Below are 21360 nucleotides of genomic sequence, written 5' to 3' on the forward strand. Positions count from 1 at the left end.
GGGGCCCGACGGGGACGCGGCTCACCCCAGCAGCTGGACCGGATTGACGATGTCGGCGAGGATCAGCACGCCGCCCATGACGGCGAGCGCGATCACGACGACGAACGTCACAGGCACGAGCCTCGTCGCATCGACGGGGCGCGGGCTCGGGCGGCGGAACAGCTTCGCCCACGCCCGCTTGAGCGCGTCCCACAGCGCGACCACGACGTGGCCGCCGTCGAGCGGCAGGAGCGGGATCAGGTTGAAGACGAAGAGGGCGATGTTGAGCGCGCCGAGGATCGTGAGGAGGCTCGCCACGCGGTTCAGAATCGGCGCGTCGGTCGCCGCGACCTCTCCCGCGAGCCGCCCCGCGCCGACGACGGAGAGCGGACTGTTCGGGTCGCGACTCTGACCCGTGACGAGGTCGACGGCGGTGTCCCAGACCCGCACCGGGAGCTGCCAGATGATCCCGAACACCTGGCCCGTCTGAGCGAGCGCGGCCTGCGGGCCGTCCCAGATCGGCTGGCGGACGTACTCGACCGTCGCGGTCATGCCGACGAACCCGACCTCGGCCGTCGTGACCGCGCCGCCCTCGCCCTGCACCTGGCGCTCGGCGAGCATCGGCGTGACCTGGAGCGACTGGCGCTGTCCGTCCCGCTCGACGACGATCGGCAGGGCGCGGCCCGGGGATGCCTGGATGATGGCGGATGCCTCGGCGAACGTGGAAACGGCGGTGCCGTCGACCGACACGATCTCGTCCCCCGGGAGGAGCCCCGCGGCCGCTGCCGGAGACGCCGGATCCGAGCTCGTGCACGTGGTCTGTGTCGACCCGGCGGGGAGCACGCATTCGTTGACGGACGCGATGGTCGTCGTGGCGGTCTGCAGTCCGATCCCGCTGAACACGATCGCGAACAGCACGATCGCAAGGACGAAGTTCATGAACGGACCGCCGAGCATGATGATGATGCGCTTGTACACCGGCAGGGCGTAGAAGGTGCCGTCCGCGCTGCCGCCGAGGGTCTCGTCGTTCGCGGTGCGCGCGTCCTGCACCATCGCGGAGAAGAACCTGCCGGGCGCACGTCCGGGCTCCTCCGCGGGCGACGGCGGGTACATGCCCGCCATGGAGATGTAGCCGCCGAGGGGGAGCGCTTTGACGCCGTACTCGGTCTCGCCGATCCGCCGCGACCACAGCGTCGGCCCGAACCCGATCATGTACCTGCCGACGCGCACGCCGAAGCGCTTCGCGGGGACGAGGTGCCCGATCTCGTGCAGGCCGATCGAGACCGCGAGGCCGACGACCAGCAGCAGCACGCCGACGATGAAAGCGATGACGGTCACAGCAGGCGACGATACCGCGGGCCGCTTTGCGTTTGCCGTTAGGCTCCTCGTGTGGCACACGGCGAATCCGGGAGAGCACTGCGCGCGCTGCGCGGGTGCGCAGCCGCCGCGATCGCCGTCCTCATCGCCTCGACCGCGCACACCCTCTCCGGCGGTGAGGCACCTCCGTTCTGGCTCGCCCTCGCGGTGACGATCCTCGCGGCGCCCGTCTGCGTCGCCCTGATCGGGCCCCGCCCGGGTCGCGCACGCGGTCTTCCCCGCCTGGGCGCCGCCGTCGTCGCGGCGCAGCTCGCGCTCCACGGCGCCTTCGCCGCGGTCGGCGACGGTGCCCCGTCACTCGCGTCGGCGGGGCACCACCACGCGATCGACCTCGGCGCGCTCGTCGCGGGCGGTCAGTCCGTCGCAGCCGGCATGACGCTCGGCCACGCCCTCGCCGCCGTCCTCACCTTCGTCGTCCTCGCGTGGGGCGAGCGGCTCGTAGCGATCGTCGCCCGCGGCATCCGGCAGCTGCTGCGCCGCACCCTGCCGGCGCTCCGCCCGCACCGGGCCGTGATCACATCGACCGGCCATGTCGCCCCGCATCTGACCTCCCGACTCGTGCACTGCGCGAGCCGCCGTGGGCCCCCGCAGCGGCTCGCGCTCGCTCTCACCGCCTGACCGGGCTCTCCGGCGGCGGTGGCTTCATCGCGGCATCCCGCCGCCGCCGATCTTCGTCGCGGCATCCCGCCGCCATCGACCTTCGTCGCGGCATCCCGCCGTCATCGACCCTCGTCGCGGCATCCCGCCGTCATCGACCTTCGTCGCGGCGTCCCGCCGCTCCCTGACGACCTTGCACAGAAAGACCCTCATGACCCGTACTTCCTCGCGCACGCGTGCGCGCCTGCTCGCCGGCGTGATCGCCGGATCCGCCCTCGTGATCGCCGCCCCGCTCGCGGCATCCGCCCACGTCCACGTCACCCCCGACGAATCGGCGGCCGGCGGCACGACGCGGCTCTCCTTCTCGTTCAGCCACGGCTGCGAGGACTCCCCCACGACCGCGCTCGTCTTCACGATCCCCGAGGGGATCGACGGCGTCGCGCCGGTCCTCGACGGCGCCTGGACCATCCAGCGCGACCTCGGCTCCGACGGGATCCCCACCGCGGTCACGTACACCGCCGTGAACCCGATCGAGTCGGGAGTCGCAGCGTCCGTGTCGCTCGACGTGATCTTCGCCGCGTCGGCGTCGGGGACCTCCGTCGCCTTCCCCGTTCTGCAGAAGTGCGTGGTCGGCGAGACCGACTGGTCGGAGGTGGCCGCCGAGGGCCAGACCGAGGACGACCTCTCCGCCCCCGCGCCGGTCGTCGCCGTGGGCGACGTCGTCGCGGAGTCCGGCCACGGCGGCCACGGCGATGACGACGCGTCGTCGGATGCCGCGGCATCAGATCACGGCGACGCCGCCGCTGCCACGAGCGACGCCGACCCGGTCGCGCGCTGGCTGAGCGGCGGAGCACTCGTCGCGGCTCTCTCCGCGCTCGGTGTCGCCCTGTTCGGACGCCGTCGCCGCACGTAATATCTGCGGGGCGTTCCGTCGGCTCGGACGGGACGCCCCGCTGTGCGCGCGGCACGATGTCGTAGGGACCTCCTCGTTCCTTCTGACGAATCTCATAAGCATGCGCGTGAATATGGATAGGGACATGACTCCTTATCCCCCAGAGCACTCGCCGTCCTTCCTCCATCCCCGACGCCCGCCGCGTCGCCGCCTCGATGACCTCGTCCGCCGACTCGACGCCCGCCTCGTCGGCGCTCCGGCGGAGGATGTCGTCATCGGCGGCATCACACATGCGACGAACGAGCTCCGCCCCGGCGCGGCCTTCGTCGCGCTCCCCGGTGAACGCCATCACGGAGCCGAGTTCGCCGCCGAGGCCGTTGAGCGCGGCGCCGTCGCGATCATCACGGATGCCGCGGGTGCCGACATCGCCGCGGAGATCACGGTCCCGATCGTCTGCGTCGAGGGGCCGCGACGGCGGCTCCCCGAGATCGCGGCGTGGATCTACGGGACGGACGCCGACCTCCCGATCCTCCTCGGCGTGACCGGGACGAACGGGAAGACGAGCGTCACGCACCTGCTGGAGGGGATCCTGACGCAGATCGGTGTGACCGCGGGCTCCTCGTCCACGGTGGATCGGCGCATCGCCGGGCGATCCGTGATCGCCGGGCTGACGACGCCCGAGGCATCCGACCTGCACGCGCTCCTCGCCGTCATGCGAGAACACGACGTCGAGGCGATGGCCGCGGAGGTCAGTGCACAGGGGCTCGTCCGCGACCGTGTCGGCAGCATCGTCTTCGATGTCGCGGGCTTCACGAACCTCACGCACGACCATCTCGACGACTTCGGCGACATGGAGACCTATCTCGATGCCAAGGCGCTCCTCTTCAAGAAGGACCGCGCCCGACGCGCCGTCGTGAGCCTCGATTCCGCCGCGGGTTCCACCATCGTCACCCGCGCCGACGTGCCGGTGACGACGATCCTCACACCATCGGTCGCGATCGATCCCGCCCTGACTGCGCACTGGCGGGTCGAGATCGTCGCCGAGCGCCACGACGGCACGTCCTTCCTCCTGACCGGCCCCGAGGGACGATGGCTGCGCACCACCGTGCCGGTGATCGGCCGGCACATGGCTGCCAACGCGGGCCTCGCGATCGTCATGCTCCATGAGGCCGGATACGCGTGGGACCGCCTGCGTGACGCCCTCCACGGCGCGCGCATCGCAGCGTCGATCCCGGGACGGACGCAGCGCGTGTCCGGCGAGTCCGGCCCGACGGTCTACGTCGATTTCGGACACACCCCGGACGCGTTCGCGAAGACCCTCGCCGCCGTCCGGCGGGTGACGCCGGGGCGGGTCCTCATGCTGTGCGGCGCCGACGGCGACCGCGACGCCACGAAGCGCGCCGCGATGGGCCGTACCGCCGCCGAAGGCAGCGACATCCTCGTCATCACCGATCATCACCCTCGATTCGAGGACCCCGACGCCATCCGCGCGGCGCTCGTGTCCGGGGCGCGCTCCGCCGGCGGATCCACCGAGATCCTCGACTTCTCCCCGCCGGAGCGGGCGATCGTCGAAGCGGTGGACCGCGTGACGGAGGGCGACGCGATCCTGTGGGCGGGGCCCGGACATCAGAACTACCGTGACATCCGGGGCACGCGTGCCCCCTACTCCGCTCGTGAACTGGCTCGGCGAGCCCTGCGGGCGGCCGGGTGGGCGGCGCCCGAACCGACGTGGGAGGTTCCCTACCCGGCGGACTCCACGCCGCCGTCGGACGAGCTCCGGCCCTTCTGAGCGTCGCGGACGACGCCTCCGGAGACGGGCGTGGACTCGTTGTGGTCAGTCCACAGAATGGGCGCCGGTCCGGCCGGGAGGACAGGAGGTTTCGTGCACGAAATCACTGTGGTCTGACCACAGTTCTATCCTGAGATCACGGCTTCGCGCGAACGGGCGCGGATCCCACGACGACTGAGGAAGCGAATCATGACCACCGTCACCCCCGCAGCTCAAGACGCGCAGCCCACCGCCTGGCGCGGATTCACCGCCGGCCCCTGGCAGGACGAGATCGACGTGCGCGACTTCATCCAGCGCAACTACACGCCCTACACGGGCGACGCCACGTTCCTCGCCGGGGCCACCGCGCGCACGACGCGCATCTGGGACACGCTCTCCGCCATGTTCCCCGAGGAGCGCGCCAAGGGCATCTACGACGTCGATCCGCACACCCCCGCGGGGATCACGGCCCACGGCCCGGGATACATCCGCGAGGGCGACGAGGTCATCGTCGGGCTGCAGACGGACGCGCCCCTCAAGCGTGCGATCATGCCCAACGGCGGCTGGCGCATGGTCGAGGGAGCCTTGGAGACTTACGGCTACGAGGTCGACCAGACGCTCAAGACCGTCTTCAGCGAGTACCGCAAGACCCACAACCAGGGCGTCTTCGACGTGTACCCGCCGAACGTCCGCGCCGCACGCTCCTCGCACATCATCACGGGCCTCCCGGATGCCTACGGCCGCGGACGCATCATCGGCGACTATCGGCGCGTGGCGCTGTACGGCGTCGACCAGCTGATCGCCGCCAAGAAGATCGACAAGCTGGGCCTGGACACCACCCCGTTCACCGAGCAGATCGCCCGCGAACGCGAGGAGCACGCCGAGCAGATCCGCGCGCTGCAGGAGCTGAAGCAGATGGCCGCCTCCTACGGCATCGACATCTCCGGGCCCGCGACGACGGCGAAGGAAGCCGTCCAGTGGCTGTACTTCGCCTACCTCGGAGCGGTCAAGGAGCAGAACGGCGCGGCGATGTCGCTCGGCCGCACCTCGACGTTCCTGGATGTCTTCATCCAGCGCGACCTCGAAGCGGGCACTCTCACCGAGACCGAGGCGCAGGAGATCATCGACGACTTCGTGATCAAGCTGCGGATCGTGCGATTCCTCCGCACCCCCGAATACGACGCGCTCTTCTCGGGCGACCCCACCTGGGTGACCGAGACGATCGGCGGCATGGGAGAGGACGGCCGTCCGCTCGTCACGAAGAACTCGTTCCGCTATCTGCAGACCCTCTACAACCTGGGCCCGGCGCCCGAGCCGAACATGACCGTGTTCTGGAGCCCCGAGCTTCCCCAGGGCTTCAAGGACTTCTGCGCGCAGGTCTCGATCGACACCTCGGCGGTGCAGTACGAGTCCGACGAGATCATCCGGCCCGCGTGGGGCGACGACGCGGCGATCGCCTGCTGCGTGAGCCCGATGCGCATCGGCAAGCAGATGCAGTTCTTCGGCGCACGGGTCAACCTCGCCAAGACTCTCCTGTACGCCATCAACGGCGGACGCGACGAAGTCTCGGGCAAGCAGGTCTCGCCGATCGCCGCTCCGGTCGGCGAAGGCCCCCTGGACTTCGACGACGTCATGGCCCGGTTCGACCTTACGATGGACTGGCTCGCCGCGACGTATGTCGAGGCGCTGAACTGCATCCACTGGTCGCACGACAAGTACGCCTACGAGCGCCTCGAGATGGCCCTCCACGACAAGGACGTGCTGCGCACGATGGCCTGCGGCATCGCGGGCCTGTCGGTCGCGGCGGACTCGCTGGCGGCGATCAAGTACGCGACGGTCACCCCGGTCTTCGATGACCGCGGCATCGTCGTGGACTACGCGATCGAAGGCGAGTTCCCGACGTACGGCAACGACGACGACCGCGCCGACGCCATCGCCGTCGACCTGGTCGAGCGCTTCATGTCGAAGATCCGCCGCCACCCGATGTACCGGAACGCGCTGCCCACCCAGTCGGTGCTGACGATCACCTCGAACGTCGTGTACGGCAAGGCGACGGGGAACACCCCCGACGGCCGTCGTGCGGGCGAGCCCTTCGCTCCCGGCGCCAACCCGATGAACGGCCGCGACACGCACGGCATGCTCGCCTCGGCGCTGTCGGTCGCGAAGCTGCCCTATTCGGAATCTCAGGACGGCATCTCGCTCACCAACACGGTCGTTCCCGCGGGCCTCGGCCGTACGAAGGACGAGCAGGTGAAGAACCTGGCAGGTCTCCTCGACGCGTATGTCGGTTCCCAGGGCTATCACATGAACGTCAACGTGCTGAACCGCGAGACCCTCGAGGATGCCATGGAGCACCCCGAGAACTACCCGCAGCTGACGATCCGCGTGTCCGGCTACGCCGTGAACTTCGTGCGCCTGACCCGCGAGCAGCAGCTCGACGTCCTGTCCCGCACGTTCCACGGCTCGATGTGACCCCATCCCCATCGCGACCCATCGCGCAGACCCCGAGAGGAGCAGAGACCATGGCCGCCACGCTCATCCACACCCTGATCGACGCTCCGCTCGGGGGCCTCGCGGTGGCCGACGTCGACCGCCACGAGCGGCTGACCGCGATGCGCGAGGGCCGGCTCGGCTCGGTGCACTCGTGGGAGCTCGTGACAGCGGTCGACGGGCCGGGGACGCGGCTCACGACCTTCCTGTCGGGGTGCCCCTTGCAGTGCCTGTACTGCCACAACCCCGACACGCTCCAGATGAAGGACGGGCACCCGGTGACGAGCGACGAGCTGCTGCGTCGCATCGCACGGTACGCGGGAGTCTTCCGCGCCACGGGCGGCGGCATCACGCTGTCCGGCGGCGAAGTGCTGATGCAGCCCGCGTTCGCGGCGCGGATCCTGCGCGGCGCGAAGGAACTCGGCATCCACACGGCGATCGACACGTCCGGGTTCCTCGGCGCCGCGGCGACCGACGCGATGCTCGCGGACGTGGACCTCGTCCTCCTCGACGTCAAGAGCGGCGACCCCGAGACCTATCGGCGCGTCACCGGGCGCGAGCTCGAGCCGACCCTCGAGTTCGGGCGCCGGCTGGCGGAGACGCCTGACGGCCCCGACGTCTGGATCCGCTTCGTCCTCGTCCCGGGGCTCACCGATGACGCCGACAACGTCGAGCGGGTGGCCGCCTACGCGGCATCCCTGAACGAGATCCGACCCGGCACCGTCCCGCGGGTGGAGGTGCTGCCCTTCCATCAGATGGGCCGGGACAAGTGGGCCGCACTCGGTCGTGAGTACGTCCTCGCCGACACCGAGCCGCCCACGATCGAGCTCACCGAGCGTGTGCGCGGACAGTTCCGCGTACACGGCCTCACGACGTACTGACCGCGTTCAGCCGGCGGCGATGAGCCCGTCGGCACTCTGACGCGCCCAGCGCTCGGCCTCGGCGAGCGCACCCCGGTCGAGGGTCGCCGGCGGCGTGTGCGCGTCCACGACGCGGCGGACCGTGTCCAGGATGCCGAGGAACGTCAGGGCACCCTCGTGGAAGGCATCCACCGCCTGCTCGTTCGCCGCATTGAAGACCGCCGGGTAGGTGCCCCCCGCGCGTCCCACCTGCTTGGCGAGGTCGACGGCGGGGAACGCCTCGGCATCGAGCGGCTCGAACGTCCACGTCTGCGCCGTCGTCCAGTCCAGCGGCACGCCGACACCCGGAACCCGCCGCGGCCAGTCGAGGCCGAGCGAGATCGGCAGCCGCATGTCCGGCGGGGATGCCTGGGCGATCGTCGACCCGTCGACGAACTCGACCATCGAGTGGACGATCGACTGGGGATGCACGGCGACGTCGATGTCGTCGTAGTCCACGCCGAAGAGGAGATGGGCTTCGATGACCTCGAGGCCCTTGTTGACCAGCGTCGCGGAGTTCGTCGTGACGACGCGCCCCATGTTCCACGTCGGATGCGCGAGCGCCTGGGCGGGGGTGACATCGTGCAGCGATGCGCGGGTGCGCCCGCGAAACGGTCCACCGGACGCCGTGAGGACGAGTCGGCGCACTTCTCCCGCCGCGCCGCTGCGCAGCGCCTGCGCGATCGCGGAGTGCTCCGAGTCGACCGGCACGATCTGGCCCGGCGCGGCGAGCGCGGTGACGAGATCGCCGCCCACGATGAGCGACTCCTTGTTCGCGAGAGCGAGGGTGCGCCCCGTCTCGAGCGCGGCGAGCGTCGGCCCGAGTCCGACCGATCCGGTGATGCCGTTGAGTACGACGTCCGCGTCGAGGTCGCGAACGAGCTGCTCGGCGGCATCCGCCCCCAGCGCCGTCGCCGCGCGGGCGACGCCGAACTCGGCGGCCTGCGCCGCGAGGGTCTCCGCGTCGCGCCCCGCAGCGAGACCGACGACCTCGAACTGCTCGCGGCGTGCCCGGATGACATCGAGCGCCTGCGTCCCGATCGAACCGGTGGAGCCGAGGATCAGGACGCGCCGCATGCGCTCAGCCTACCCGCGCGCGATCGGTCGGCCGGGGTCGATCACCCCCGGCCGCTCAGCCCTGGGCCTTCTGCGCGCCGATGATGTCGACGACGAAGACGAGCGTCTCGCCCTTCAGGTCGTTGGCGTTGATGTCGCCCTCGCCGTAGCCGTCCTTCGGCGGGATGACGACGAGTACCTGCGACCCGACGGTCTGGCCCTCGAGCGCCTTCTGGAAGCCCGCGACGACACCCGTCGTCGAGAAGCTGGTGGGCACGCCGCCCTTGTCCCACGTGGAGTCGAAGGTCTTGCCGTCCGACCAGCGGACGCCGGTGTACTGCACGAGGACGGAGTCGCCGCTCTGCACGGTGTAACCATCGCCCTTCTTGAGGGTCTCGAGCGTCGTCTCGGTCGGCGCGTCGCCGCCGGGGAGCGTGATGGTCGGTGCGCCGTTGTCGGCGAGGGCGACGGTCGGCAATCCCTCGGTAGCGGGCTGCGGCTCGCCCCACGCGGACGTCGGAACGACCGAGAGGAGGTCGATGACATACACCTGGCCGGAGGCCGACTCCGTCGCCGGGAAGGTCGCGACGACCCGCTCGCCGGGAGCGCCACATCCGAAGATCTGGCCGAGCGGCGCGTCCGCGGAGATCTGCTGCGGCATGAGCTCGGCGGGGTTGTAGCCGATGTCGCCGACCTTCTCACCGGTCGTCGCGTCGAACGCGCTCATCGCGTAGGTGACGAAGTCGCCGGCCTTGATCGGCGTTCCGGTGCCCTCGGAGATGACCGTGGCCTGGAGCTCGGGGATGTCCAGCGGCGCGCTGAAGGTCGCCGTCGACGCGGCGCCCGCATCCCCCGTCACCTGGACGGCGTCCGAGGCGACGCCCGATGCGGCGCGCGCGTCGCACAGGTCGACCGCTGCGCTCGCGCTGGGGGATGCCGAGGGCGAGGCCGTGCCACCTCCGGCGCAACCGGCGAGAAGCAGCACCGACACAGCGGCGGCGGACAGGGCGGCGATCGGGCGCAGGCGCACGGAGAACCTCACAGAGATGGTGATGCAGGGGACGCCCCATCATGGCGCACTTTGTTCTGTGCACGCTGAGAACGGCGCCGGCCGGCGCGCGCACTCATCGCAGAAGCTGGCCATACGCGAAGCGGCATGGAATCGGGAGTACCCTCGACGGGTGGCAGAAGAGCAGGCCAGCGCACCGGACGCGCATCAGCCCCACGCCCCGCAGGCGCACGCCGAGGTCGCCCCGGTCGGGTTCACGTACTACTTCGGGCGCGGCGTGCTCGTCCCGCTCGCACGCCTGCTCTACCGCCCGCGTATCGAGGGCCGCGCGAACATCCCGCGCACCGGCAAGGTGATCTTCGCGAGCAACCACCTGTCGTTCATCGACTCGCTCGTCATCCCGATGTTCTCCCCTCGCCCGGTGTACTTCCTCGCGAAGTCGTCGTACTTCGACGGCAAGGGGTTCAAGGGATGGGTGAGCCGGCACTTCTTCACCGCGATCGGCGCGACGCCGGTCGAACGCGGGGCCGGACAGGCCGCGCTCGACGCGCTCGACCAGCAGCGCCGGATCCTCCACTCGGGGCGGGCGATCGCCCTCTATCCCGAAGGCACCCGCTCTCTCGACGGCCGTCTGTACAAGGGGCGCACCGGCGTCGCGTTCCTCGCGTTGGAAGAGGGCGCGCAGGTCGTGCCCGTCGGGATCATCGGCACGAACGAGGCGATGCCCGTCGGCGCAAGATTCCCCAAGCGGCATCCTCGCGTGACGGTGCGCTACGGCGAGCCCATCGACCTCTCCCATCTCGGCGCCGCGAACAGCGGACGCGCCCGCCGCCAGGCGACCGACGAGATCATGGCGGCGATCCACGCGCTCTCCGGCCAGGAGCTCGCCGGGACCTACAACGAGGCGCCCGCCTCGAACCCGGTCGAACGGCTCAAGCAGGTCCTTCCGCACGAACGGCGCTGACCGCCGCGCTCGCGCGGGAGATCGTGCGCGTCGGAGCGCCCAGACGTTCCGAAAACAGGGCCGATCGACGACATCCGCGCCGAACGACGTCTGCGCGCCGTTCTCACCCTGCTTTCGTGACCCGCACCGGCCTTCCTGGCGGTCCGGCGTCGGGCACCCCGTCGCCAGCGTGGTCATCGCCTTCTCCACAACCCGCCGATTCGCCGATCGATCCACAGATGCGGCCGTCGCGCTCCGGAACGGCAGGTCCGTCCGCAACCGTGTCCGTCATGGATCACGCCGACACGGCCGAGAGACTCCCCGGCTTCCTCCGCACCCGAGACCTCCGATCCGCTGGCTGGCGTCCGCGCGACCTCCGCGACGCAGTCGCGTCTGGGCGCCTGACACGGCTTCGACAGGGGGCATACTGCGCGGTATCGACTCCCGACGACTGCGTCGCGGCCGGTCGAGCGCGGGGGCGGCTCGCCTGCGTCTCCGAACTGCGCCGCGTCGGCGTGTTCGTTCTCGAACACTCCTCACGTCATATCCACGTCGCCCCCGAGGCATCACGACTCGTCCCTGCCGGAGCGGATCGGGTGCACCGCGACCGACTGTTGCGCGCGCCACACCCCCGTGCGCTCAGTGTGGAGATCGTCGACGCTGTGAGGCAGGCGGTCCTCTGCCAGAATCCGCGCGCGGCGATCGCGACGATCGACTCGGCACTGCATCTCGGTCTCCTGGTTCCGGACGATCTGGATGACCTCTTCGCCGCGCTGCCGCGCCGCCACCGACGCCTGCGCGCGCTCATCGACGCACGGGCCAAGTCCGGGCCGGAGAGCCTCCTGCGTCTCATCCTCCGGACGATCGGATGCCGCTTCGACGTGCAGGTGCGTGTCTCCGGGGTCGGCAGGGTCGACTTCCTCGTCGAAGGCTGGCTCATCATCGAGTGCGACAGTGAGGCCTTCCACTCCTCATGGGAAGACCAGAAGCGCGATCGCCGGCGCGATCAAGCGGCGGCAGCCCAAGGACTAGTGACGTATCGCCCGATCGCCGAAGACATCATGTGGCATCCGGATGTCGTGCGGACCGCGATCTCAGGGCTGCTCGCGCGCCGCCCGCGAGGCTGAGTCACCGCGGCGAACAGGCTGACCCCTGGGAGAACCTTCGCCACGGCTGTGACAAAAGCAGGGCCGATCGACCGCAGGCAAGTCTGCGGAGTGCCTGCGTGCGGGTACGCCCTGCTTTCGTCACACCTGACCCCCGTCACGCGGCACGGCTCGGCGGTGCGGCGCCGTCACCGCGCGGCGCTGACCGCCGCTTCGTGGCGGACCGGGAAGTTCACCGAGTTCGCGATGAAGCACCAAGCGTTCGCCTGCGCGTGCGCGGCTTCGGCGGCGGCGATCATGGATGCCTCGGCCACGACGACACGCGGATGCAGCACGACCTCGCGGAACGCTCCCCCGCCGTGCCCGTCGAGGACCATGACGCCGCTCGCCTCGTCCGTGTACTCGATGACGGTGACGCCCGCGACGACGCACGCGTGGAGGTACGACAGCAGATGACACTCGGACAGCGCGGCCAGCAGCAGGTCTTCGGGGTTCCACTTCGCGCGGTCGCCTCGGAAGGGCCGGTCGGCGGATGCCGCGATCGGGTCCTTCCCGTCGACACGGAGCGTCACCGAGCGGTCGTAGTCGCGGTAGCCGCTCGTCCCCGCGCCGCGATTGCCCGTCCACTCGCTGCGCACGAGATAGCGGTGCTCGTCGATCGTAGAACCCGTCATGGCGCCAGTCTGCCACCACCCCGGCGGTAGGCTGTCCCGGTGCCCGAGACCATCACCGTTCCCGCATCCGTCGAGCTCGCCGTCGTCGAACGCAGCGGCTTCGTGGAGTCCCGGCACGCGGGTTCGGCCATCGTTCTCGACGCGGAGGGCGTGCCGGTCTTGACGCTCGGCGATGTCGAGACGCCGATCCTGCCGCGCTCGAGCCTCAAGCCGCTGCAGGCGCTGGGCTCGCTCACGGCGGGCGCCGTCCTCGACGGCGAGCGCCTGGCCCTGGCGACAGCGAGCCACGCCGGCACCGACCGCCACGTCGCGGTCGTGCGCGACATGCTCACGGCGGGCGGGCTCTCCGAGTCCGACCTCGGATGCCCGGCGGCCTGGCCGAGCGACACCTCGACGCGCGATGAGCTCGTGCGCGAGCTGGGTCAGCCCGAACGCATCCGCATGAACTGCTCCGGCAAGCACGCCGCCATGCTCCTCGCCTGCCGCGCGAGCGGCTGGGACCTCGACACCTATCTCGACCCGGCTCATCCGCTGCAGGTGCACATCCGCGAGGTGATCGAGCGGCTCACCGGCGCGAAGATCACCGTGACGGCGATCGACGGGTGCGGGGCTCCCGTGCACGCGATGAGCCTGTCCGCCCTCGCCCGCGCGACGCATCGGATCGGCACCTCCTCGGAGCGCTCGCCCTTCGCTCTGCATCGCACGGCGGGAGCGCTCGTGCGCGCCGTGCGCGAGAACCCGTGGGCGATCGACGGCCCCGGCCGGCAGGACACGATCGCGATCGAGCGTCTCGGCGTCTTCGCGAAGGGCGGCGCCGAGGGGATCATGATCATGGTCGCCCCGAACGGCACGACCGTCGCCCTCAAGGTGCTCGACGGCTCGGGTCGCGCAGCCACCGCGATCGCGATCGCCCTGCTCGAGCGCGTCGGAGCGCTCGCGGCCGGCGACGTCGCGCAGACGCTCGCACAGCTGCCCCTCGAGGTCCTCGGCGGGGGACGCGGTGTGGGCACGATCCGCGCGACCGTCTGAGCCCGGCGTCTGACCTCGGCATCCGAGCCCGGCGCGCTCACGCGCCAGGGAGCCGTACGCGACGCGTGGGCAGGCCGGGCTCGACGAGCCACGCCCGCCCGGCTCCCGGGGCGGCGAACGGCGGCAGCTCTCGCGATCCGGTGACGGCGCGGAACTCCGCGGCGCACGCCGTGTCGACGACGATCGTGCCGCGCTCGCGCGCGACGGCGAGCAATCGCCACTGCGCGAGCCACGCCTCGGGAGTGCCGACCACGACCTCGACGTCCTCCGCGCCGAGGCCGTCTGAGCGCGCGTCCGTGATGTCGGCGATCTCGCGGACCCGGACTCCTCGATGTGCCCACGCCGCGCATTCTCGCTCGGCCCGCGCACCGTGCGGCAGGACGAGGGCGAGGAGGCGACCGGGCACGTGCTCGACCACCGGCGCCGCCGGCGCCAGCACCTCGCCCACGCCACCCACCTCGCCGGCACCGAAGCCGATGACCGCGACCTGGACGAGCGTCCGCCCCCACCGTCCCCGTCCGGCGGGTGCGTCCGGCGCGAAGTCGGCGGACTCGCCACCCGCCGCGACATGATCCGCGCGCGTCGCCACCGGCAGGATGAGTCGCTGCGGCAGCAGCTCGAGCACGCGCCCGAGCATCCCGGTGAGCCGCGTCACCGCGACGACGATCGTCACCTCCCGCGCCCGCGCCTCGCGGCACGCCCGCTCGAGCGCGGCGAGCCACGCGGCGCCGTGATCGACTCCGAGGCGGGACACCAGCGCGTCGGCGTCGTCGATCAGCACGACGGAGCCGCGCGGCGCGGCCTCGAGGCCCACGATCGCATCCCACGCCCCCTCCGGGTCGGTCGGCACCCGGATCGGCGCCCGCGCCTGTGACGCCACCGTCTGGAGCGTCGTGGTGCGCCCGCTGCCCGGGCCGCCGATGACGACGAGCCCCGTCGCGCCGACCGGCAGTGTCACGGCCGGCTGCCGCTGAAGCTCCGGTTCATCGGCGACGCCGATGAGGATGCCGCTCAGCGATGCCCCCGTCAGCGCACGCGCGGCATCCAGGTCGATTCGATCCGGCAGCGGCGGCAGCCACGGCCGTCGTGCGAGTCGGAGGCTCGCCGCCCTCTCGCGCACGGCACCGATCGTGTCCGGAGGGCACAGGGCGATGCGTGCGCGGCGCGGGGAGCTGTCGGCCGCTCGCCGGATGAGCGCGACGCCGCGCGCCCCCGTCGTGCCCGCCAGTCGCACGGCGTCGTCGTGCCCGAGGATCGTGCGCGAGTCAGCGGCATCCGTCACCCGGAACGCGATGCGCAGCGGAGCGTTCGCGAGCACACCGTCGCGGAAGGCGCCCGCTGCGCGCTGCGACGCGAGGACGAGGTGCATGCCGAGTGCGCGCCCACGCGCGGCGATGTCGGCGAAGAGATCGTGCAGCTCGGGACGCGCAGCGACGAGCGCGGCGTATTCGTCGACAACGATGACGAGGCGGGCGAGCTCGTCACCGGCTTCGTCGATGTCGCGCGCCTCCGCGCGGGCGAGAACCCGCTCGCGATGGCGGATCTCGGCGCGGAGGCTCTCGACGGCCCGCAGCGCCCGCACCTCGTCGAGGTCGGTCAGCACTCCCGTCACGTGCGGCAGCCCGAGGAGTGCGTCGAACGTGCGTCCGCCCTTGAAGTCGACGAGGAGCAGCGCGACCTCCTGCGGAGTCCGGGTGCGGCACAGGGCGATCATCCACGTCGTCAGCAGCTCGCTCTTGCCGGAGCCGGTGACTCCGACCACGACGGCGTGCGGCCCGTCGGCGACGAGGTCGAGCACGACCGGCTGCCCCGCGCTCACCCCGATCGCGGCGGCGAGGCTGGCGCGCCCGCCCGAGACGGGGGTGAGTTCGTCGAGGAGGGTCGCGCCGTCGACCCGATGTCCGAGAGTCGCCGCGCGTGCGGCGAGGGCCGTCGCCAGCCGCTCCGCCTGCCCTCGCGACACCGCCTCGACCGCGACCTCACGCGACGAACCGTCGTGGTCGAGGCGAGCGCGCCCTCCGGCGAGCAGCGTCAGGACGGCGGCGCAGCGCGGCGGAGGTGGCGCGTCCTCGGCGACGCGGATGATCGGGAGATCGGCGTCTTCGGGAACCGGCTGGTCGGCCGTTCCGACGAAGACGACGAGGCCACGTGTCGCGTCACGATGCGGCACTGCCGCAGCGCCCGCGTCCTCCCCCACGAGCCTCGCACTCCCCGGCGGATGAGCGAGGCACGCCTGCAGCGCGAGTGCACGCACGACGGCCGCCGCCGCGACGGGCGGCCCACATACGGCGATACCCGCCGCGAACGGCACCGCGACGGGCACGCCGTCGATGCGCGTCGCACGTCGACGCATCTCGCGGGTCGCGCCCTCGTGCCCGTCGGCGCCGTCGGATGCCGCACCGCCGGCGCCCTCGACGCGGAGCGCGCTCGGCCCGCTCCCCCGGCCGACGACCACGACGTCGCCGCGACCCGGCACGACCCGCCAGATCTCGTCGACGTCGGCGGCGTAGCCCGCGACATCCGGCGTGCGTCGCCACGCCCGCGTGCGCTCGGCGTCGTGCCGCGCGTCGACTTCTCCGCCGAGCGCCAGGAGCGCCGCCGCGCTCGCCCGGAGCGCGCGACGGCGGGCGCGTCGGGCCGTGCGCAGACCGTCGGCGAAGCCTGCGAGAGCCATGAGGGGCCCGAGGGCGGCGAACCACAGCGCGAACATCGAGCCGGTCACCTGCCACAGCACGACGGCGCCGACGACGGGGACGAGGGCCGCCGCGACCGGGATCGTGGGGCGGGCGGGGGAGGGAGGAGCCGCGGGGAGCCGTAGCGGCTCGTCGATGACGTCGTACATGCGCGCCAGTCAAGCGCGCCGGGCCACCGCGCGGAGCGCCGGAGCCGGATCGGTGGATGGATCCCGTCAGAGGCCGGTTGTGGAGGAGTCGATGGACTCCGCGGCATCCGAGGTCGTGCGATGCGCGTTGAGCACGATGATCGTCACGTTGTCGCGCCCACCGTTCTCCAACGCCGCCTCGAGCATGTCGTCGGCGGCCTCCGTCGGGTCGTCGTGCTGCAGGAGGAAGTGCAGGATGCCGTAGTCGGTGAGCTCCTTCGTGAGCCCGTCGCTGCAGATCACGAACCGATCGCCGTCGACGACCTCGAGGCGCACGTAGTCGGGCGCGACGCCGTCGGAGGGGCCGATCGCGCGCGTGATGACGTTGCCGTAGGGATGGTTCTCGGCCTCTTCGGGAGTGAGCCGGCCCGCCGCGATGAGCTCCTGCACGACGGAGTGGTCGGTCGTCACCTGGGCCAGACCACCGTCGCGGAAGAGATACACGCGCGAGTCGCCGACGTTCAGAGTCACCCATGTCGGCTCGTCGCCGGTGAGGTCGAGATACACGCCCGTGACGGTCGTGCCGGTGCCCTCGTCGGTCGTCTCGGGGTGGGCCGCGATGTCGTTCACCGCGCGGGCCAGTGCCTTCTCGATCGTCTTCGGCCCCACATCGCCCTTCGCGGCGACGGAGCGCAGCCGGTCGACGGTGGACGCACTCGCGATCTCACCGCCGATGTGGCCGCCCATCCCGTCGGCGACGACGAACAGCGGGAACTCTGCGAGAACGGCGTCCTGATTGGCATCGCGCCGACGCCCGCGATGGGTCAGCGCGGACCAGGTCAGCTCGAGCGCACCGTCTTCGAGAGGGACGGTGCGCGACTGGGTCGCGGCTTCGGTCACGCTCACACTCTAGTGGACGCCTCCCCCGCGTCCTCGGCGACGGGCTCATCGAACTGCGCGTTGTACAGCCTCCAGTAGGCGCCGCGCGCCGCCAGGAGCGCGGCGTGACTGCCCTGCTCCACGATCGCGCCGGCCTCCATGACGAGGATGAGATCGGCGTCGCGGATCGTCGAGAGGCGGTGCGCGATGACGAAAGAGGTGCGGTCCTCGCGCAGCCGCGACATCGCCCGCTGGATGAGCAGCTCCGTCCGGGTGTCGACCGAGCTGGTCGCCTCATCGAGGATGAGGATGCGCGGATCGGAGAGGAACGCGCGCGCGATCGTCACGAGCTGACGCTCCCCCACGGACAGATTCGTGGCCTCGTCGTCGAGGACGGTGTCGTATCCGTCCGGCAGGGCGTGCACGAACCGGTCGACGTAGGCCGCGGTCGCCGCCGCGACGATCTCCTCCTCGCTCGCCCCGGGGCGACCGTAGGCGATGTTCTCGCGGATCGTGCCGGCGAACAGCCACGTGTCCTGCAGCACCATTCCGGTTCGGCCGCGCAGATCGTCGCGTGTCATCAGCCGCGTGTCGAGTCCGCCGAGGGAGATGACACCGGCATCCACATCGTAGAACCTCATGATGAGGTTCACGAGCGTCGTCTTGCCCGCACCGGTCGGACCGACGATCGCGACGGTGGAGCCGGGCTCGGCGTGGAGGGACAGGTCCTCGATGAGCGGGTTCTCCGGCGAATAGCTGAACGCGACGCTGCGAAAGGCGAGGTCGGCCGCGCTCGGGGGCACGGTCTCGGCGGGGTCGGCATCCGGGGTCTGCTCCGCCTCGTCGAGCAGTTCGAAGACGCGCTCCGCGCTCGCGACACCCGACTGCAGCAGATTCGCCATCGACCCGAGCTGGCTGAGGGGCTGGGTGAACTGGCGCGAATACTGGATGAAGGCCTGGACGTCGCCGATCGACATGAGGCCGCCCGCGACCTGCAGGCCGCCCACGACGGCGATCGCGACGTAGACGAGGTTCCCGATGAACATCATGGCGGGCATGATGATGCCGGAGAGGAATTGGGCGCCGAAGCTCGCGCGATACACCTCTTCGTTCTCCGCGGCGAAGTCGGCCTCGACGTCGCGCTGGTGTCCGAACACCTTGACCACGTTGTGCCCGGAGAAGGTCTCCTCGACACGGGCGTTGAGGATGCCGGTGGCCTTCCACTGCAGGACGAACAGCTTCTGCGACCGCTTCGCGACGAGCATCGTGATGACGATCGTGAGCGGGATCGTGACGAGCGCGATGACGGCGAGGAGCGGCGAGATGAGGAACATCATGACGAGCACGCCGACGACGGTCAGAAGCGAGATGACGACCTGCGAGAGCGTCTGCTGCATCGTCTGCCCGATGTTGTCGACGTCGTTGGTCACGCGACTGAGCAGCTCGCCGCGCTGGACCCGATCGAAGTAGGACAGCGGCAGGCGGTGGATCTTGTCCTCGACATCCACGCGCAGGCGGTTCATCGCGCGCTGCACGATGCCGTTGAGCAGGCGCGCCTGCAGCCAGCCGAAGACCGCCGCGAGCAGGTACACCGCGAGGACCGTGAGGATGATCGCGCCGAGATGGGCGAAGTCGATGCCCGCTCCGGGCGTGAAGTCCATCGCGCCGAGCATGTCGGCCTGCTGCTGATTGCCGCTCGCGACCAGCTGGTCGATCACCTGCTGCTTGGTCGCGCCGGCGGGCACCTGCATCGAGATGAAGCCCGCGAAGATGATGTTGGTGCCCTCGCCGAGGATCTTCGGCCCCGCGACGCTCAGTGCGACGGAGAAGATGCCGAGGACGAGCACCACGATGAGCTTCGGTGTGTCCACGCGGAGCGTTCCGAGCAGCCGCTTCGCGCTCGGGCCGAAGTTCTGCGCCTTCGCCCCCGGAGCCATCCCCCGGCCCATCGGTCCGCCCGGCCCGCGCCCGCCACCCGGTCCGCGCCCGCCGCCCGGTCCCTGCCCGCCGCTCATGCCGCCTCCTTCGCCGAGAGCTGCGAATCGACGATCTCGCGGTACGTCTCCGAGGTCTCCAGCAGTGCGTCGTGGGTGCCCATGCCGACCATGCGCCCGTGGTCGAGGACGATGATCTGGTCGGCGTGCTGGATCGTCGACACGCGCTGCGCCACGACGATGCGTGTCGCGTCGGGGATGTTCCGGTCCAGCGCGCGGCGCAGCGCGGCATCCGTCTTCAGATCCAACGCGGAGAAGGAGTCGTCGAAGACGTAGATCTCCGGCTGCTTCACGAGCGCCCGCGCGATCGCGAGGCGTTGGCGCTGACCGCCCGACACGTTCGTGCCGCCCTGCGCGATCGGGGCTTCGAGACCGCCGTCGAGCGCCTCCACGAAGTCCTTCGCCTGGGCGAGGTCGAGAGCGCGCCACAGGTCGTCGTCGCTCGCGTCACGATCGCCGTAGCGCAGGTTGGATGCCACGGTGCCGGCGAACAGGAAGGCACGCTGCGGCACGAGACCGACCCGCGCCCAGAGATCGTCGGGGTCCATCCGGCGCACGTCGACGCCGTCGACCCGCACCACTCCGTCCGTCACATCGAACAGGCGTGCGACGAGCCCGACGAGGGTCGTCTTGCCCGATCCGGTCGAGCCGATGATCGCGGTCGTCGTGCCGGGCTCAGCCGTGAACGTGATGTCGTGGAGCACGGCGTCGTCGGCGCCCGGATAGGTGAAGGACACGTGGTCGAACTCGACGCGTCCGTTGCCGCGCGCGACGACGGCGCTCTCGGTGGGCGCCTCGACCGAGGGCTCGGTCTCCAGGACCGCTCCGATGCGGTCGGCGCAGACGGCCGCGCGCGGGATCATGACGAACATGAACGTCGCCATCATGACGCCCATCAGGATCTGCATGAGGTAGTTCAGGAAGGCGAACAGGGTGCCGATCTGCACGCCGTGGTTCTGCACCTGGTCGGCGCCGAACCAGATGACCGCGGCCGAGGAGAGGTTCATCACGAGCATCACGACGGGGAACATCAGCGCCATGAGGTTGCCCGCCCGGAGCGCCGTCTCCATGACGTCCGCGCTGGCGCCGCCGAAGCGCTCGCGTTCCTCGCGCTCGCGCACGAAGGCACGGATGACCCGGATGCCGGTGAGCTGCTCGCGGAGGATCTGGTTCAGCCGGTCGATGCGGGCCTGCATACGCGTGAACGCCGGCACCATGCGCACGACGATCAGGGCGACGGCGATGAGGAGGACGGGGATCGCCACGAGCATGAGCCAGGAGAGCCCGGCATCCTGACGCACCGCCATGATGATGCCGCCGATCGCCAGCATCGGAGCCGACACCATGACGGTCGCCGACATCTGGACGAGCATCTGCACCTGCTGGACGTCGTTCGTGTTGCGCGTGATCAGCGACGGGGCGCCGAACTGCCCCACTTCGCGCTGTGAGAACGCGACGACGCGGTGGAAGAGGTCGCCGCGCAGGCTCTTGCCCATACCCATCGCAAGCCGGGACCCGAAGTACACCGCGATGAGCGAGCAGATCACCTGCAGCAGGCTCACACCCAGCATGACGGCGCCCGTGCTCCAGATGTAGTCGATGTCGCCGGTGATGACGCCGTTGTCGATGATGTCGGCGTTCAGTGTCGGGAGGGCGAGCGAGGCGATCGACTGCCCGAGCTGGAACACCACGACGAGCACGAGCAGCGGCCAGGCCGGCGCCAGATAGCGAACGAGGATCTTGCCGAGCATGCGCCCGCCTCTCCGCGCGCGGAGTGAGGTCCGGGCGCGGATCGACGCTACGCCCGGGCGCGCGATGCGGGCAAGCCCTCGCGTGCGCTGTCGGCG

Annotated in this window: 17 protein-coding genes and 1 pseudogene; 9 read left to right on the forward strand and 9 right to left on the reverse strand. The window is 70.8% G+C overall.

Annotation, left to right across the window (positions count from 1 at the left end):
• Positions 1-21: 21 nt before the first annotated feature.
• The gene (locus tag J0I43_RS13565; protein WP_292864857.1) at positions 22-1317 is read right to left on the reverse strand and encodes a site-2 protease family protein; all 1296 of its coding nucleotides are present in this window, start codon (positions 1315-1317) and stop codon (positions 22-24) included.
• Positions 1318-1368: 51 nt separating this feature from the next.
• Between J0I43_RS13565 and J0I43_RS13570 the strand changes: the two genes are divergently transcribed.
• Entirely contained in the window at positions 1369-1974 is a 606-nt protein-coding gene (locus J0I43_RS13570; protein WP_292864860.1) for a hypothetical protein, read from the forward strand.
• Between the two features lie 24 nt (positions 1975-1998).
• Here the strand turns inward: J0I43_RS13570 and J0I43_RS13575 are convergent, their stop codons facing one another.
• Entirely contained in the window at positions 1999-2166 is a 168-nt protein-coding gene (locus J0I43_RS13575; protein WP_292864863.1) for a hypothetical protein, read from the reverse strand.
• Here J0I43_RS13575 and J0I43_RS13580 point away from each other — a divergent pair.
• The 4 genes from J0I43_RS13580 (at position 2165) to pflA (ending at position 7984) form a co-directional block, all read left to right on the forward strand.
• On the forward strand, positions 2165-2866 hold the full coding sequence (locus tag J0I43_RS13580) for a DUF1775 domain-containing protein (protein WP_292864866.1): 702 nt from the start codon (positions 2165-2167) through the stop codon (positions 2864-2866). The genes J0I43_RS13575 and J0I43_RS13580 overlap by 2 nt on opposite strands.
• Before the next feature lie 124 nt (positions 2867-2990).
• Entirely contained in the window at positions 2991-4634 is a 1644-nt protein-coding gene (locus J0I43_RS13585; RefSeq protein ID WP_292864869.1) for a Mur ligase family protein, read from the forward strand.
• 189 nt (positions 4635-4823) lie between these two features.
• A complete protein-coding gene (gene pflB / locus J0I43_RS13590; protein WP_292864872.1) occupies positions 4824-7085 on the forward strand; it encodes a formate C-acetyltransferase in 2262 nt (753 codons plus the stop codon).
• A 50-nt stretch (positions 7086-7135) separates the two neighbouring features.
• A complete protein-coding gene (gene pflA / locus J0I43_RS13595; RefSeq protein ID WP_292864875.1) occupies positions 7136-7984 on the forward strand; it encodes a pyruvate formate-lyase-activating protein in 849 nt (282 codons plus the stop codon).
• A 6-nt stretch (positions 7985-7990) separates the two neighbouring features.
• Here pflA and dxr read toward each other — a convergent pair whose 3' ends face one another.
• Both dxr and J0I43_RS13605 read right to left on the reverse strand, forming a co-directional pair.
• Positions 7991-9079: a 1-deoxy-D-xylulose-5-phosphate reductoisomerase gene (gene dxr / locus J0I43_RS13600; RefSeq protein WP_292864878.1), complete on the reverse strand. Its 1089-nt coding sequence runs from the start codon at positions 9077-9079 to the stop codon at positions 7991-7993.
• Between the two features lie 55 nt (positions 9080-9134).
• Positions 9135-10088, reverse strand: coding sequence for an FKBP-type peptidyl-prolyl cis-trans isomerase (locus J0I43_RS13605; RefSeq protein ID WP_292864881.1), 954 nt, complete (start codon positions 10086-10088; stop codon positions 9135-9137).
• Between the two features lie 256 nt (positions 10089-10344).
• On the opposite strand from J0I43_RS13605, the gene J0I43_RS13610 reads away from it, so the two are divergent.
• The 3 genes and pseudogenes from J0I43_RS13610 (at position 10345) to J0I43_RS13620 (ending at position 12137) form a co-directional block, all read left to right on the forward strand.
• A complete protein-coding gene (locus J0I43_RS13610) occupies positions 10345-11031 on the forward strand; it encodes a 1-acyl-sn-glycerol-3-phosphate acyltransferase (protein WP_292865340.1) in 687 nt (228 codons plus the stop codon).
• 269 nt (positions 11032-11300) lie between these two features.
• Positions 11301-11429, forward strand: a pseudogene (locus tag J0I43_RS13615) (type IV toxin-antitoxin system AbiEi family antitoxin domain-containing protein); the annotation flags it as partial.
• A gap of 243 nt (positions 11430-11672) precedes the next feature.
• Positions 11673-12137: a hypothetical protein gene (locus tag J0I43_RS13620; RefSeq protein WP_292865352.1), complete on the forward strand. Its 465-nt coding sequence runs from the start codon at positions 11673-11675 to the stop codon at positions 12135-12137.
• Positions 12138-12304: 167 nt separating this feature from the next.
• Here J0I43_RS13620 and J0I43_RS13625 read toward each other — a convergent pair whose 3' ends face one another.
• Positions 12305-12790, reverse strand: a complete 486-nt coding sequence (locus tag J0I43_RS13625; RefSeq protein WP_292864883.1) for an OsmC family protein — start codon at positions 12788-12790, stop codon at positions 12305-12307.
• A 39-nt stretch (positions 12791-12829) separates the two neighbouring features.
• On the opposite strand from J0I43_RS13625, the gene J0I43_RS13630 reads away from it, so the two are divergent.
• Positions 12830-13819, forward strand: a complete 990-nt coding sequence (locus J0I43_RS13630) for an asparaginase (RefSeq protein WP_292864886.1) — start codon at positions 12830-12832, stop codon at positions 13817-13819.
• A gap of 37 nt (positions 13820-13856) precedes the next feature.
• Here J0I43_RS13630 and J0I43_RS13635 read toward each other — a convergent pair whose 3' ends face one another.
• The 4 genes from J0I43_RS13635 to J0I43_RS13650 form a co-directional block, all read right to left on the reverse strand.
• Positions 13857-16661 (reverse strand): FtsK/SpoIIIE domain-containing protein, encoded by a 2805-nt coding sequence (locus J0I43_RS13635; protein ID WP_292864889.1) that lies wholly within the window; start codon positions 16659-16661, stop codon positions 13857-13859.
• A gap of 66 nt (positions 16662-16727) precedes the next feature.
• A complete protein-coding gene (locus tag J0I43_RS13640; protein WP_292864892.1) occupies positions 16728-17540 on the reverse strand; it encodes a protein phosphatase 2C domain-containing protein in 813 nt (270 codons plus the stop codon).
• Between the two features lie 2 nt (positions 17541-17542).
• The gene (locus J0I43_RS13645) at positions 17543-19534 is read right to left on the reverse strand and encodes an ABC transporter ATP-binding protein (RefSeq protein ID WP_292864895.1); all 1992 of its coding nucleotides are present in this window, start codon (positions 19532-19534) and stop codon (positions 17543-17545) included.
• Entirely contained in the window at positions 19531-21264 is a 1734-nt protein-coding gene (locus tag J0I43_RS13650; protein WP_292864898.1) for an ABC transporter ATP-binding protein, read from the reverse strand. Before J0I43_RS13650 ends, J0I43_RS13645 begins: the two co-directional genes overlap by 4 nt.
• Positions 21265-21360 lie beyond the last annotated feature (96 nt).

The sequence above is a fragment of the Microbacterium sp. genome (assembly GCF_017305435.1).
Lineage (GTDB): Bacteria > Actinomycetota > Actinomycetes > Actinomycetales > Microbacteriaceae > Microbacterium.